The organism is Stenotrophomonas sp. AG209, from assembly GCF_003550055.1.
Classification (GTDB): Bacteria; Pseudomonadota; Gammaproteobacteria; order Xanthomonadales; family Xanthomonadaceae; genus Stenotrophomonas.
The window spans coordinates 456,617-469,766 of the sequence record NZ_QXDB01000001.1; the positions used below are offsets into that span (position 1 = coordinate 456,617).

16 protein-coding genes are annotated in these 13,150 nt (G+C 68.5%); 6 read left to right on the forward strand and 10 right to left on the reverse strand.

The window, feature by feature from the left end; translation table 11 throughout:
- Window positions 1-16: 16 nt before the first annotated feature.
- Window positions 17-865: a formate dehydrogenase accessory sulfurtransferase FdhD gene (gene fdhD, locus DFO63_RS02110; protein WP_049444984.1), complete on the forward strand. Its 849-nt coding sequence runs from the start codon at window positions 17-19 to the stop codon at window positions 863-865.
- A 38-nt stretch (window positions 866-903) separates the two neighbouring features.
- Here fdhD and DFO63_RS02115 read toward each other — a convergent pair whose 3' ends face one another.
- The gene (locus tag DFO63_RS02115) at window positions 904-1,440 is read right to left on the reverse strand and encodes a peroxidase-related enzyme (protein WP_049444982.1); all 537 of its coding nucleotides are present in this window, start codon (window positions 1,438-1,440) and stop codon (window positions 904-906) included.
- A gap of 106 nt (window positions 1,441-1,546) precedes the next feature.
- On the opposite strand from DFO63_RS02115, the gene DFO63_RS02120 reads away from it, so the two are divergent.
- Window positions 1,547-2,428 carry an AraC family transcriptional regulator gene (locus DFO63_RS02120; protein ID WP_119006335.1) on the forward strand — a complete coding sequence of 294 codons (882 nt, stop codon included), beginning with the start codon at window positions 1,547-1,549 and terminating at the stop codon, window positions 2,426-2,428.
- A 141-nt stretch (window positions 2,429-2,569) separates the two neighbouring features.
- On the opposite strand, the gene DFO63_RS02125 is transcribed toward DFO63_RS02120, so the two are convergent.
- The 8 genes from DFO63_RS02125 to DFO63_RS02160 all read right to left on the reverse strand — a co-directional run bounded on the left by DFO63_RS02125 (window position 2,570) and on the right by DFO63_RS02160 (window position 9,218).
- Entirely contained in the window at window positions 2,570-3,127 is a 558-nt protein-coding gene (locus tag DFO63_RS02125; protein WP_119006336.1) for a TetR family transcriptional regulator, read from the reverse strand.
- 4 nt (window positions 3,128-3,131) lie between these two features.
- Window positions 3,132-4,664, reverse strand: a complete 1,533-nt coding sequence (locus DFO63_RS02130; protein ID WP_101765560.1) for an MFS transporter — start codon at window positions 4,662-4,664, stop codon at window positions 3,132-3,134.
- A gap of 151 nt (window positions 4,665-4,815) precedes the next feature.
- Entirely contained in the window at window positions 4,816-5,562 is a 747-nt protein-coding gene (locus DFO63_RS02135; protein ID WP_119006337.1) for a hypothetical protein, read from the reverse strand.
- Window positions 5,562-6,203, reverse strand: coding sequence for a DUF3299 domain-containing protein (locus DFO63_RS02140; RefSeq protein WP_049444971.1), 642 nt, complete (start codon window positions 6,201-6,203; stop codon window positions 5,562-5,564). Before DFO63_RS02140 ends, DFO63_RS02135 begins: the two co-directional genes overlap by 1 nt.
- Complete coding sequence (locus tag DFO63_RS02145) at window positions 6,193-6,744, reverse strand: DUF3299 domain-containing protein (protein WP_049444969.1); 552 nt, start codon at window positions 6,742-6,744, stop codon at window positions 6,193-6,195. Before DFO63_RS02145 ends, DFO63_RS02140 begins: the two co-directional genes overlap by 11 nt.
- A gap of 2 nt (window positions 6,745-6,746) precedes the next feature.
- Window positions 6,747-8,000, reverse strand: coding sequence for an ABC transporter permease (locus DFO63_RS02150; protein ID WP_119006338.1), 1,254 nt, complete (start codon window positions 7,998-8,000; stop codon window positions 6,747-6,749).
- Window positions 7,993-8,688, reverse strand: a complete 696-nt coding sequence (locus tag DFO63_RS02155) for an ATP-binding cassette domain-containing protein (RefSeq protein ID WP_049444965.1) — start codon at window positions 8,686-8,688, stop codon at window positions 7,993-7,995. Before DFO63_RS02155 ends, DFO63_RS02150 begins: the two co-directional genes overlap by 8 nt.
- Window positions 8,685-9,218 carry a DUF2796 domain-containing protein gene (locus tag DFO63_RS02160; RefSeq protein WP_049444963.1) on the reverse strand — a complete coding sequence of 178 codons (534 nt, stop codon included), beginning with the start codon at window positions 9,216-9,218 and terminating at the stop codon, window positions 8,685-8,687. The genes DFO63_RS02155 and DFO63_RS02160 overlap by 4 nt, the downstream gene beginning before the upstream one ends.
- Window positions 9,219-9,250: 32 nt before the next feature.
- On the opposite strand from DFO63_RS02160, the gene DFO63_RS02165 reads away from it, so the two are divergent.
- Window positions 9,251-9,727: a MerC domain-containing protein gene (locus tag DFO63_RS02165; protein WP_119006339.1), complete on the forward strand. Its 477-nt coding sequence runs from the start codon at window positions 9,251-9,253 to the stop codon at window positions 9,725-9,727.
- A gap of 167 nt (window positions 9,728-9,894) precedes the next feature.
- Here the strand turns inward: DFO63_RS02165 and DFO63_RS02170 are convergent, their stop codons facing one another.
- Entirely contained in the window at window positions 9,895-10,797 is a 903-nt protein-coding gene (locus DFO63_RS02170; RefSeq protein WP_049444958.1) for a LysR substrate-binding domain-containing protein, read from the reverse strand.
- A 118-nt stretch (window positions 10,798-10,915) separates the two neighbouring features.
- Here DFO63_RS02170 and dkgB point away from each other — a divergent pair, with 118 nt between their 5' ends.
- From dkgB to copD, 3 genes are all read left to right on the forward strand, one after another.
- Window positions 10,916-11,719: a 2,5-didehydrogluconate reductase DkgB gene (dkgB, locus tag DFO63_RS02175; RefSeq protein ID WP_049444956.1), complete on the forward strand. Its 804-nt coding sequence runs from the start codon at window positions 10,916-10,918 to the stop codon at window positions 11,717-11,719.
- A 126-nt stretch (window positions 11,720-11,845) separates the two neighbouring features.
- Window positions 11,846-12,223 (forward strand): copper homeostasis periplasmic binding protein CopC, encoded by a 378-nt coding sequence (gene copC, locus DFO63_RS02180; protein WP_049444953.1) that lies wholly within the window; start codon window positions 11,846-11,848, stop codon window positions 12,221-12,223.
- 10 nt (window positions 12,224-12,233) lie between these two features.
- Window positions 12,234-13,118 (forward strand): copper homeostasis membrane protein CopD, encoded by an 885-nt coding sequence (gene copD, locus DFO63_RS02185; RefSeq protein WP_049444952.1) that lies wholly within the window; start codon window positions 12,234-12,236, stop codon window positions 13,116-13,118.
- Window positions 13,119-13,150: the final 32 nt, after the last annotated feature.

A 13,150-nucleotide genomic window follows, 5' to 3' on the forward strand; every position in this document is an offset into this window, starting at 1 on the left:
TGTCCGGACGCGTTGCATGCCTGATTCGATCCCGCCGCATACCCCGCCTGCCGGCACCGCGCAACGCCCGTTGCAGCGCTGGCGCAACGAGGGGCACCAGCAGCAGGTCGACGTGGTGGCCGAAGAGGTGCCGGTGGCGCTGCGCTACAACGGCGCTGCCTTCGCGGTGATGATGGCCACCCCGTGTGACCTGGAAGATTTCGCACTCGGGTTTTCGCTCAGCGAAGGGCTGATCGACACCCCGGCACAGCTGCTGTCGATCGACGTCCGCCCGCAGCTGGAAGGCATCGAACTACAGATGACCGTGGCCGACGAGGCGCCCGGCGCCGACCTGGACCCGGCCAATGGGCGCCTGCTGCCCGGTCGTGGTGGCTGTGGCCTGTGTGGTACGCGCCAGCTGGAAGAAGTGCTGCGCCCGTTGCCGCAGATCCGCGAGCGGCGCAGTTACCCGCCCGCCGCCCTGCAGCGGGCGTTGGCCACCTTGGCGCAGCACCAGCCGATGAATGCGGTGAGCGGTTCGACCCATGCCGCGGCCTGGGCCGATGCCAGCGGCCGGATCGGCTGGGTGCGCGAGGACGTCGGTCGCCACAATGCGCTGGACAAGCTGATCGGCGCACTGCATCACAACGAGCACGCCATCGACGGCGGCCTGCTGGTGATCTCCAGCCGCGCCAGCTACGAAATGGTCAGCAAGGCGGTGCGCGCCGGCGCCAGCGTGCTGGCTGCGGTGTCGGCGCCGACCGCGCTGGCGATCGACCTGGCCCGCAGCGCCGGCCTGTGCCTGGTCGGGTTCGCGCGGGAGAGCGGGTTCAATGTGTATACCCATCCCGAACGGCTTCGGCCGGACGACAGCCACGACAGCTGAGAACGGCCGGGAGCAAGGCGCCCCCGGCCTGATACACCTCAGCGCAGGGCCACCTTCGGGAAGTCCACCGGAACGTCGAACGCGACGTTGACGTAGTTGGTGAACAGGTTGAGCGCCACATGCGCGAGGATCTCCACGATCTGCTCATCATCGAAGCCCGCCGCACGCAGCGCCTGCACGTCGCCGTCGGCGATCTGCGCACGCTCCTCGACCACCTTCAGCGCAAAGTCGAGCGCCGCCGACGTGGCCGGATCGCTGGACTGGCCGATCTGCGCGGCGGCCATCTGCTCGCTGCTGGCGCCGGCCTTGCGGCCCAATGCCGTGTGCGCGGCGAGGCAGTACTCGCAGGCATTGCGGTTGGCGATGGCCACGGCGATCTGCTCGCCCAGCAGCGGCGACAGGCGACCGCCGCCCAGCGCGCCGAACGAACCCCACATGCTCTGCAGGGCGGCCGGCGAGTTGGCCACGGCGCGGAACATGGCCGGGGTGGCGCCGAACGCGGCGTGGACCTGGCCCAGCAGGGCCTGGCGGTCGGCGGTGGTGTTGGCGGCATCGATCAGGGGGACACGGGACATGGTGGATCTCCTTGGGAAAGCGCCCGGGATTGGACGACCCGCTCATCCTAGGTAGACTCGCCGGACGCATCAGGCTCAATACGCCTCATATGTTGTCCAACCATCCATGAGCATGCCCGCCGACACCTCTCCACCCGACCGCCTCTCCTCCCTGCTGGAACGTTTCCGGGTGCAGGCCGCGCTGTTCCACAGCGGTCCGCTGTGCGGGCGCCATGTCTTCGAGCCGCAGCCCGGTCGTGCGTTCCTGCACATCCTGCGCCGGGGTGAGATGGAGGTCCGCCATCCCGATGGCGATATCGCGCTGCCGCGGTTGAAGATCGACGCACCCAGCCTGCTGCTGTACCCACAACCGCTGCACCATGTGTTCTTCAATGCGCCGCTGGATGGCCCGGATTTCACCTGCGCAACGCTGGACTTCGACGGCGGCGCGCGCAATCCGATCGTGCAGTCGCTGCCGCCGGTGATGGTGGTGCCGCTGGCCGCGATCACCGAACTGGACGACACCCTGCACCTGCTGTTCACCGAGGCCGACCGCCAGCGCTGCGGGTCACGGCTGCTGACCAACCGCCTGTTCGAGGTGGCGCTGATCCAGATCCTGCGCTGGGTGGTGGACCATCCGGATGCGGCAGGCGTCAGCCATGGGCTGATGCGCGGGCTGTCCGACGCGCGGCTGGCACGCACGCTGGTGGCGATGCACCAGGCGCCGCAGGACGAATGGACGCTGCCACGGATGGCCGCGACCGCCGGCATGTCACGCAGCGCGTTCGCGGCCGTGTTCAAGGACGTGATGCAGGCAACGCCGGCCAGCTATCTGCTCGACTGGCGGCTCAGCCTGGCCTGCGCGCAACTGCGGGCGGGCGTGGCGGTCAAGCAGGTGGCGATCGAGGTCGGGTTTGCCGATACCGCGTCGTTGTCGAAGGCATTCCGGAAGCGATTGGGGGCTTCGCCACGGGCGTGGTTGGCAGCGACCGCAGCACAGGTCGGGTAGAGTCGACCGCTGGTCGACTATCGCGCGGAGCGCGGGATTCTGTGGCGTGACCGGAAGGCAGTCGAGCAAGGCTCGACGCTACAAGACAGCCGACCAGCGGTCGGCGCTACCAAGAGCGATGTCCGCGCGTCGGTCGACGGCTCAGCTGGACGTTCCATCGGGCTTCGCCAGCAGCCCGGCGATGCGTTCGGCCACCTGGGCGCGCACGCTTTCATCCAGCTGGCCTTCGTACATCGCCTCGTAGATCCAGAGGCCATCGGCGGCCAGGCGTGCCACGAAATTGTCGAGCGCGGCCGGGTCATTCTGCCCGGCCGACGGCGGCAACGGCGCCCAACGCCGTACCGCCGGGCCCCAAGGACGCTCATCGGCGTCCGGGTCGGCCGATTCGAGCATGAACATCAGTTCGGCACGGGTAGCGCTCTGTGCCGAGACGCGCACGAAGGTCTGGTAGCGCTCCAGCGCCGATGCTTCTTCCGCACCCTTGCCCAGCAGCGATTCCATCGACGTCTCCCAGGCCTGCACCAGGTGCTCGTCGATGCCGCGCAGCAGTGCCTCGCGCGACGGGAAGTGGTACAGCAGGCCGCCACGGGTCAGCTGGGCCTCGGCCGCCACCGACTCGAAGGTCACCGCACGCACACCGTCACGATTGATCACGTTGACGGCGGCGTCGAGGATGCGGTCGCGCTTGCTGGTTCTCATCGCCTTATTTTACGCGATCGGCCGCGCCCTCGCGGCTGCCGACGCGGCCACGCAGCAGGCGCGCGATGATCGTCGCGCCGAGCACCAGCATCACCGTGATCACCAGCAGCACGATCTGGTAGCCGCGGTCATACGCGGCCGCAGCCAGTGCGAACCACTCGCCCTGCCCGCTTTCGCGCGCCACGTGCAGCGCCTGGGTGAAGCCTTCGCGGGCAAGCTCGGGCATGTCGGCCGAGGCCGGCAGGAAGGCGCCATACATCGCCGCGCTCAGGCTGCCCAGCATCGCCACCGCCAGCAGGCCACCGAATTCATACGACACCTCTTCGACCGACGAGGCCATGCCCGCACGGTGCGCCGGTACGTTGTTGAGGATGGCAGTGGACGCCACCGAGATGGCCGAGCCCATGCCGAACCCGGTGATGGCCATGCCAGCCACCACCCAACCCAGGCCATGCGGGAAACCGAACGCCACCACGCCGACACCCAGCGCACCTGCGGCCAGGCCGCCGCAGATCAGCGGGCGCAGGCCGACACGGTGCAGGATGCTACCGCCCAGCAGCGCACTCGGCAGGCTGCCCAGCGCCGCCACCGACACCAGCAGACCCGCCTGCAGCGGGGTGAAGCCCGCCACCAGCTGGAAGCGCTGGGTGGTGACCAGCTGCAGGCCAGCCATGGCAAACAGGGTGAACACCGCCGACAGCGTGCCGGCCAGGAACGCCGGATTGCGGAAGATCGCGAAGTCCAGCAGCGGGTACGGCAGCTGCTGCTGGCGGCGCGCGAACGCCGCACCCGCAATAACCGCCAACAGCAGCGCGCCCGCACCCAGGGCATACGACGGCGGCGTAGCGATCAGCGACTTGATCGCCAGCACCAGGCCGGACAGTGCGGCCAGCGCCAGCAGCGAGGACACCATGTCCCAGGGGCGCGACGTGTCGCGCTGGCCTTCCGGCGCCAATAGCAGCGTAGCGACGAAGGCCACCACCACCACCGGTACGTTGATCAGGAACACCGAACCCCACCAGAAGTGCTGCAGCAGCCAGCCACCGATGATCGGGCCGAGACCCGCACCGACGATCGCCACCGAACCCCAGATCGCGATGGCGATGTTGCGCTCGCGCTCTTCGTGGAAGCTCAGGCCGATCAGGGCCAGCGTGGCCGGCATCATCGCCGCCGCACCAACTGCCAGTAACGCACGGGCAGCGATCAGCTGCGCGGCGCTGTCGGCGAATGCCGCTGCCAGCGAGGCGAGGCCGAACACCACCAGGCCGATCAGGAAAATGCGGCGGTGGCCGATGCGGTCGCCCAGCGTGCCGGCACCGAGCAGCAGGCCGGCCATCACCAGCGGGTAGGCGTTGATGATCCACAACGCCTGCCCGGCACTGGCCGAGAGTTCCTCGGTCAGGGTGGGCAGTGCGGTGTAGAGCACGGAGTTGTCGAGCGTGACCAGCAACAGACCAGCGGCGACGGTGAACAACAGCGCCCAGCGACGGGCACGCGACAGGGCCGGAGCACCGGCCAGGGGCTGGGACAAAGCCATGGGAGAACCTGATGGGGTGGAGTACGGCCATAACTATACAGGATGTCCTGTATAGTTATGACCTTCAGGATCCACCGGTTCAGCGTTTGTAGAGCCGGACCTGCTTGGCTGAACCGCCAGCCAGGCATGGCCTGGCTCTACTGGTAAACGCTTATCGGCAGTCGTCCGGCAGCGCGGCAATCGCCGACACCACCGCGCCCTGCATGCCCTGCCCCACGGCCATGTCCAGTTCCCCGCCCGTTCCCCCATGCTGGCGCCGCAGTTCGTCCTCGCACAGCCCACGCACCCGTGCGCGGGCATTGGCGCGCAGGCTGCTGCACCGCCAATCGCTGCCGCCCAGCGGCAACACCGAATACACCACGCTGTTGCAGGAATTCCCTGCGCGTTGCTGCAGCGACAGTCCGCCGAAATCCCGCGGCTCGCTGCTGCGCTGCGGGTCGAAATAGCTGTCCGGGAAAGTGCGCGCGTACTGCTCGATGTCCACGGCCATGCTGCGCCCACCGGCCAACGGCATCTGCAGCGGCTGGCCACACGGCGTCGCGTCCGCCCGATGCTGGATGTACTGGTAGATCGGCCGGTCCAGTGATGGATCCTGCTGGGTCACCGCACTGACCGCCGCCAGCACCGGCAGCGATGCACGATTGGCCATGCGCGCCAGCAGTCCCGCCTGCGCCGGCTGGCAGCGGTCGCGCAGGGTCGCCGCAAGCAGGAACAGCACGTCGTTGCGAAAGGCATGGTCTTCGCCGAGACGTTGTTCGATGCGCTGGCTGGCACCGGACGAAGGCGGCGGAAATGCGATGGCGGGTGGCGCGATGGGTGCAGCCTGCCGCTGCCACCACACCAGCAGCGCAACCGCCACCAGCAAGGCTGCTGCAACGATGGTCCAGCGCGCACGCATCAGTTGTGGATCGCCGTCAGCGTTGCCGCTGCGGCATCGTAGGACGCGCTGGCAATGTCCGCATCGAAGCGCTTCACTTGCAGGCGACCGGCCAACCGGTACGGATCCCACAGGTCACCCAGTGCGATCGGCGTGGCCAGGGTCACGTGGATGATCTGGTTCGGTGGCGGCGGCGGCACGTGGATGCACGCACCGTAGAACGGCACGAACAGCAGTTCATCGACCAGGCCTGCATCGTTGGTGCCAAGCGGTACCACGTAGCCATCCAGATCCACCGCGCGACCGTCGACGGCGTCGACGACGCGCGAGGAGCCGAACTGCTTGGCGCGGTCCGGGCTGGAATGGTCGATCTCCTGACCCGGCGGCGTGCCGGAGCCGGTGTCGTCGATCAGCCCGCCCACCCCCTCCATGCCATTGCGTGACAGGCCGATCTGCGGTGGCGGGCGCTGATAGGTCACCTCATCGGGCCGCAGCGCGTCCCAACGGTCGATGGGTGCTTCAGCCGCGACGGGCCCAGCCGCGACGGGCTGTGCCGGCGCGGGGGCCGGTGCAGCAGTGACGGTCGTCGCGTTCCCGCCTGCCTGCGTGCACCCCAGCAAGCCCAGGCAGCACGCCACTCCCATCAGGACATTACGGTTCATACGGCCTCAGCTCCGCATCGCGCATGGTGTAGGCCGAGCCGGCCAGCTCGTCATCCAGCCGTTCGGCGCGCAGGGTGCCGGCCAGGAAGAACGGCGAGTACATGTCCGGCATCGCGATCGGGCGCGGCAGCACCACGTGCACGATCTGGTTCGGCGGCGGTGGCGGCACGTGGATGCAGGCGCCGTAGTACGGCACGAACAGGAATTCGGTCAGGCGCCCGTCCTGCGCGTTGGCCAGTGGTACCACGTAGCCGGGCAGGCGCACCGGACGTTGTAGCACCGTATCCACGGTGCGGAACGTGCCGAACTGCGGCATACGCCGGTTGCCGTTGTGCTCCACCTCCGGGCCCCCGCCCCGCTCCAGCGCGGCCAGCTCATCCTTCGGCATCATCTGCAGCCAATCCAGCTCCTGCTCCGTGGCGTCTGCGGGGCGCTCGCGTTCAACCAGCGGCGATGGCGGCAAGGCCTGCACACCGGTATCCACCGGCCGCTCGCAGGCGGCCAGTGCCAGCACCATCGGCAGCGACAGCAACCAGCGCATGCTCAGCCTCCCGGTGACAGGCCATCGGCCAGCGTGCGCCGGTAGGCCAGCAACGCCGGCACCAGCCCGGCCGCCGTGCTGATCGCCAGCACGCCCGCCACCCACGCCAGTTCGCGGCCATCCGGCCACACATGGGTGATCGACAGACCGAAGGTCGCCAGCGCCCAGCCACGCCCGGCAATGCTGGCGGCCACCAGCAGCGCCAACGCCAGCACGCAGGCCACGGCACTGGTCGCCACCGCTTCCACCACCAGCAGGCCGGCGATGTAACCCGGCCGTGCGCCGGTCGCACGCAGGATCGCCATCTCGCGCCGCCGCTCCTGCAGTGTCGATACCAGCAACGCCACCAGCGAGACCATGCCCAGCAGCACCACCATCGCGCTGATCAGCTGCAGGGCGCGCTCGGCCGTGCCCAGCGACTGCCACAGCTGCTGCAGCGTCACGCCGGGCAGGATGGCCAGCATCGCCTCCTCGGGATACTCATTGATCCTGCGCTGCACCGAGAAGGTGGCGATGCGCGAGTTCAGGCCGAGCATGAACGCGGTGATGCTGGTCGGGGTCAGGTCGAGGTGGCGCGCCTGCTCGGCACTGACGCTCTGGCTGCGCAGCTGCACGCCCGAGCGCCAGTCGACGTGGATAGCCTCGATGGCCGGCAGCGAGACCAGCAGTGACGAATCGACCGGCGTGCCGGTGCGCTGCAGGATGCCGGAGACCCGGAACGGCTTGTCGGCATGCGTGGCGAGCGTGACCGCACCGGTGCCATGGGCGAGCACGATCTCATCGCCGAGACCGACCTTCTGCGCGCGTGCCACCTCGGCACCGATCACCGCGTCGTACAGGTCGTCGAATGCCCGCCCCTGCGCAAACGCCAGCGCATGCCCTGCGCCGTAGCGGTAGTGCTCGAAGTAGCCGCCGCTGGTGCCGACCACGCGGTAGCCGCGCCAGGAATCCCCCAGCGACAGCGGCACCGCCCACTTCACCTGCGGCATCGCGGACAGCGCCTGGTAGGACTGCCAGGACACGTTGTTGGTCGGGTCACCGATATGGAACACCGAGTACAGCAGCAGGTTCACCGGCCCCGAACGCGCGCCCACGATCAGGTCGGTGCCCGACACGGTGCTGGCGAACCCCTCGTGCGCCTGCGTGCGCACGCGTTCGACACCCAGCAACAACACCACGCTGAGGGTGATGACCAGTACGGTCAGGCCCACGCTCAACGCGCGGCTGCGCAGGCTGGCCCAGGCGAGTTCAAGCATGGCCGGCACCTGCCTGGTTGATCTCGGACAGGGCAATCGTGCGATCGAACAGCGGTTGCAGGCTGTCGTCATGGCTGACCACCAGCACCGTGGTGCCGGCCGCCTGGCATTGCGCGGACATCAGCTGCAGGAAGGCGGTCGCCGCTTCGCGGTCGAGCGCTGAGGTGGGCTCATCGGCCAGCAGCAACGCCGGCCGACCGATCAGGGCGCGTGCTGCCGCCACGCGTTGTTGCTGGCCAACACTGAGCGTACCCGCGCGCCGCTGCATCAGCGCCGGATCCAGCTGCAGGGCGCGCAGCAGGCGCACGATCTCGGCATCCACCGAACCACTGATGCGTTCGCTACGCAGGCGCGAGAAGCGCAGGCCCAGCGCAATGTTGTCGCGCACGCTGAGGAACGGCAGCAGGTTGAACTGCTGGAAGATCACGCCCAGATGATCGGCACGGAACCGATCCCGTGCGGCCCCGCGCATTGCCTGCAGCCCGTGGCCGGCGACCTCGACGCTGCCCCTGCCGGGCAGTAGCACCCCCGCCAGCAGCCCCAGCAGTGTGCTCTTGCCACCGCCACTGATCCCGCGCAGCAGCACACTGCTGCCCTGCTCGATCCACAGCCGCGGCACGTCCAGCACCAGCCGCCGGCCATAGCCGAACTGCACATCATCCAGCGCAATCACCGGTCGCATGCTCACGGTGCCAGCACCACGCGCAGGTTGCCCGGGGTCAGCACGCTGCGGCTCTGGCCATGGGGGGTTGCGCTGTTGACGATCACCTCGTGCAGGCCCGGGAACAGCGCAGGCAGGCGCACGACGATGGCCCGCAGCTCGGCCGGCTTGGCGCAGTGGTACTGCAGCGTTGCGCTGAATCCCGCATGCCGATGCTGTCCTGCCGGCGGCGGCGTGGCCGTCGCATCGAAACCTTCCGCCTTGGCATCGCTGCTGGAAAGGCGGCAGTCCGCAGCGGTGGGCAGGGTGACCCAGCGACCGTCCTTCAGCAGCGCAACCGCACGCGCCAATGCCGCCTGCTCGGTCGCATTGACCGGCGGCCGTTCGAAATCAAGGATGCCGATACCGGGTGCCTGCAGGGCGAATTCCAGCGTCTGCTGGTCGAGCGCAAGATCAACGGTGGCCTGGCCGTGTACGTGCGCACCCAGCTGGCGGACATCATGGGCCTGTGCGGCGCTGGCAGCCAGCAGCAGGAAAAGAGCAGCAGAACACTTCATGGGGGAGGCTCCAATTGTTACTATGTAACATTATGGACCACATCCCCACGACGCCCGCAAGGGCCCTGGCCCAGCCGCCAACTTCGGCACGCTGGCATCCCCGCGTTGATCTGGCCGGCGCCTGGCTGTCCCTGGCCTGCGCCGCCCACTGCATCGCCCTGCCCCTGCTGCTCGCCTTCGTGCCGGCGGCGATGATGGCGCTGCGTTCGTTCCAGCACCCCGGCCATGGCGCGATGACGGTGCTGCTGGTGATGTCGCGCTGGGAATGGCTGTTCGCGCTGCTGGCCTCATCGCTGGCATTGGCCAGTACCACGGCCGGGGTGCACCGGCATGGTCACTGGCGATCCCTGCAGTTGGCCTGCGCCGGCGCCATCCTGTTGTTGTCCGCCTCGCTGTACCTGCCGTTGAAGGAATCGCTGCTCTGGCACGGCGTGGCGACGGCCAGCGGTGGCGTGCTGCTGGCGTGCGCACACATCGGCAACCGGCGCGCGCTGCACAACCGCCGGTAGTGCCGGCCGCTGGCCGGCAGCTGCGGGATCCCGGCAGCCGGCCAGCGGCCGGCTCTACCCCCTCCATGCATGGGCCACGCATCAGGTGATACACAGCTGGTAGTGCCGGCCGCTGGCCGGCAGCCCCAGAGACCCGGCAGCCGGCCAGCGGCCGGCTCTACGCCGCCTTATTCGTCAAACGGACGCTGGCCGAGCGTCTGCGTCACGTGGTCGACGAAGCAGGTAATGCGCGCAGCCAGCGCGGTGTTGCGGTAGTACACCGCGTTGATCGGCTGCCGCACATCCTGCGTCTGCCTGGCGAGCAGTTGCACCAGTCGGCCCTCACGCCTGTCCTGTCGGGTCAGGAAATCGGACAGGCAGGCGATGCCCAGCCCGGCCACCGCCATCTGCCGCAGCGTCTCGCCGCTGGACGAAGCGATTGCCGGCTCGATCACGAACGGCCCACCATCGTCATCGAGCAGCGGCCACTCGTTCAATGAACTGGGCTGGGTGAAGCCGAGCAGGTCATGCGTGCGCAGCTGCTCCACGCGCGTCGGCGTGCCGTGCCGGCGCAGGTACTCGGGGCTGACCACCACGCGGATGCGGCTGTGGCCGATCGGCCGTGCATGCAGGGTGGAATCGCGCAGCACGCCGATGCGGAACGCCACGTCGGTGCGTTTCTCGATCAGGTCGGTGATGCCCTCATTGGAATTCAGCTCCAGCTCCACCTGCGGGTAGCGCGCGCGGAAGCCTTCCAGCAGCGGCACGATCACGTGCAGCATGAACGGCGTGGCCGCGTCCACGCGCAGGCGCCCGACCGGTTGCAGGCGTCGCGCAGCCATCTGCTCCTCGGCCTCGTCGACCGTGGCCAGGATCGTGCGCGCGTACTCCAGGAACGCTGCACCTTCCTCGGTCAGTTCCAGCCGCCGCGTGGTCCGCCGCAGCAGCGTGGTCTGCAGCTTGTCCTCCAGCCGCGCCAGGGTGCGGCTGGTGGCCGAGATGGTCAGCTCCAGCCCTTCGGCCGCTGCGGTGATCGAGCCACTGTCGACCACCGCAACGAAGGCCTTCAGCTCATCCAGGGTGGTTTTCATTGTTTACCTCGGCGCAAAAGCATTTCCCGTATACACAGCTTAATCAACAAATGTAAAGCGCCCACACTTCGCCCTGTCCCGAGCCCACCGGCTCTCAACGAAGTCCCTGGAGTCCACCATGAGCGTTCCTTCCTTTGGCGTCGGCACTTTCCGCCTGACCGGCCAGACCGTCATCGACTCGGTACGCAACGCCCTCGAGGTCGGCTACCGTGCGATCGACACCGCGCAGATCTACGGCAACGAAGCCGAGGTCGGCCAGGCCATCGCCGAATCCGGCGTGCCGCGCGACCAGCTGTTCCTGACCACCAAGATCTGGGTGGACAATTACGCCGCCGACAAACTGATCCCGAGCCTGCGCGACAGCCTGGCCAAGCTGCGCACCGATCATGTGGACCTGCTGCTGATCCACTGGCCGGCGCCGGGCAATGGCGTTGAACTGCGCGAGTACATGACCGCGCTGGCCGAAGCCAAGCAGCTGGGCCTGACCCGCCAGATCGGTGTGTCCAACTTCAACATTGCGCTGACCCGGCAGGCCATCGAGGTGGTCGGCGCCGGCGAGATCACCACCAACCAGATCGAACTGAGCCCCTACCTGCAGAACCCGGCGCTGACCGCTTTCCTGCAGGACCAGGGCATCGCCGTCACCTCCTACATGACCCTGGCCTACGGCAAGGTGCTGAAGGACCCGGTGCTGGCCGCCATCGCCGACAAGCACCACGCCACCGTGGCCCAGGTCGCGCTGGCGTGGGCGCTGCAGCGCGGTTACTCGGTCATTCCGTCGTCGACCAAGCGCGAGAACCTGGCCAGCAACCTGCTCGCCCAGGACCTGCGCCTGGATGCCGATGACATGGCCGCGATCGCTGCGCTTGAGCGCAACGGCCGCGAAGTCGATCCGCCCGGCCTGGCACCGGCCTGGGACTGAGCGGCGCGTGACCCCGTATCGGCATGCGACGCGCTGGCCAACATGACAGATCGGTAATGTACGGGTCAGGGCAGCGAAAGGCGCCGCCCTCCACCCTGAGGGCCACTTCCCTGCCGGTGCCTGCGCATGACCCGTTCCCTGTTCCGCCCCGCGTCGCTCATCCTTCTGCTGTCCAGCCTCGCGGTTGCACCGCTGGCCCTGGCCCATCCCAGCCTGGTGCGCTCGACGCCGGCCGCCGACGCCAGCGTGGCTCCGGCCAGCCAGATCGAGCTGCAGTTCAGTGAAAAGGTGATGCCGCGCGCCACCCGCATCGAACTGAGCATGGACCATGGCCGCATGAAGATGGCCATGCCCACCACCGCGCAGGACATCTCCGAAGACGGGCACACCCTGCGTGCCCGCTTCGCCAAGCCGCTGCCGGCAGGCAGTTACGCACTGCAGTGGCGCGCGGTCGGCCAGGACAGCCATCCGATCACCGGCAGCTACCGCTTCACCGTGAAGTAGGGCGGCGGTCGTGGCCGAGCTCTCGCCGTACGCGCTGCGGCTGGCGTTGTACCTGGTGCTGATGCTGCTGTTCGGGCGGATCCTGTTCGCCCGGCCTGCGCTGCCCCGTCCCATCCTGTTGGCACTCGTCCTGATCGCGTTGCTGGTGGGGGTCACCGATGCCGTGACCCGGTTGTCCAGCGTGCTCGGTCTGTCGCCGGCCGACATCGACCTCGACATGGCGCGCTGGTTCCTTACCGGTACGCCGGTGGGTGAAGCGGGCCTGCTGCGCCTCCTGGCGCTACTGGCGATGCTGCCGCTGCTGGCATTCGCCGCGCCGCTGCGGGGCCTGCGCCGTGTAGCCCTGCTGGTGCTTTCCGGCACGGCCCTGGCCAGCCTGTCCTGGAATGGGCATGCCGCTGCGGGCGATGGGTTAGCCGGTACCTTGCGACTGGTGGCCGGCGTCGTGCATCTGCTGGCCGCCGGTGCTTGGGTCGGCGCAATCGCCGCCATCCTGCAGCTGGCGCTGCGTCCGCAGGGCCTGCGCCTGCGCGAACGCACCCATGAACTGTGGCAGGCCGCGCACCGCTTCGCCCTGCCCGGCACGATCATCGTCGCCACGCTGGCGATGACCGGCACCTATACCTATGTCGATCTCGGCGGCTCCCTGCAGACCCTGACCGGCACCGCGCATGGACGATGGTTGCTGATCAAGCTGGCGCTGGTGGGTGGCATGCTGGGGCTGGCGGCACTGCATCGCTGGCGGCTGGTGCCGGCGCTGGCCACCTCCATCCGCGGCGGCTGGCAACCGCGGCCGCTGCGCTCGCTGCGCCACAGCCTGGCCTGCGAGTCGGTGCTGGCGCTGCTGGTGCTGGCCTGCGTGGCGGTACTCGGCACATTGGATCCCCTGACATGAGCCTGCGCAGCCGGCCTGCACGCAAGCTGCGA

Bases quoted from the DNA above. Each gene is read 5' to 3' on its own strand.
- DFO63_RS02160 (WP_049444963.1), bottom strand. From the start codon at position 9,218: ATGAAGTGTTCTGCTGCTCTTTTCCTGCTGCTGGCTGCCAGCGCCGCA.
- DFO63_RS02120 (WP_119006335.1), top strand. From the start codon at position 1,547: ATGAGCATGCCCGCCGACACCTCTCCACCCGACCGCCTCTCCTCCCTG.
- copC (WP_049444953.1), top strand. From the start codon at position 11,846: ATGACCCGTTCCCTGTTCCGCCCCGCGTCGCTCATCCTTCTGCTGTCC.
- DFO63_RS02130 (WP_101765560.1), bottom strand. From the start codon at position 4,664: ATGGCTTTGTCCCAGCCCCTGGCCGGTGCTCCGGCCCTGTCGCGTGCC.
- DFO63_RS02165 (WP_119006339.1), top strand. From the start codon at position 9,251: ATGGACCACATCCCCACGACGCCCGCAAGGGCCCTGGCCCAGCCGCCA.
- DFO63_RS02170 (WP_049444958.1), bottom strand. From the start codon at position 10,797: ATGAAAACCACCCTGGATGAGCTGAAGGCCTTCGTTGCGGTGGTCGAC.
- DFO63_RS02125 (WP_119006336.1), bottom strand. From the start codon at position 3,127: ATGAGAACCAGCAAGCGCGACCGCATCCTCGACGCCGCCGTCAACGTG.
- dkgB (WP_049444956.1), top strand. From the start codon at position 10,916: ATGAGCGTTCCTTCCTTTGGCGTCGGCACTTTCCGCCTGACCGGCCAG.
- DFO63_RS02150 (WP_119006338.1), bottom strand. From the start codon at position 8,000: ATGCTTGAACTCGCCTGGGCCAGCCTGCGCAGCCGCGCGTTGAGCGTG.
- DFO63_RS02135 (WP_119006337.1), bottom strand. From the start codon at position 5,562: ATGCGTGCGCGCTGGACCATCGTTGCAGCAGCCTTGCTGGTGGCGGTT.
- DFO63_RS02145 (WP_049444969.1), bottom strand. From the start codon at position 6,744: ATGCGCTGGTTGCTGTCGCTGCCGATGGTGCTGGCACTGGCCGCCTGC.
- fdhD (WP_049444984.1), top strand. From the start codon at position 17: ATGCCTGATTCGATCCCGCCGCATACCCCGCCTGCCGGCACCGCGCAA.
- DFO63_RS02140 (WP_049444971.1), bottom strand. From the start codon at position 6,203: ATGAACCGTAATGTCCTGATGGGAGTGGCGTGCTGCCTGGGCTTGCTG.
- DFO63_RS02115 (WP_049444982.1), bottom strand. From the start codon at position 1,440: ATGTCCCGTGTCCCCCTGATCGATGCCGCCAACACCACCGCCGACCGC.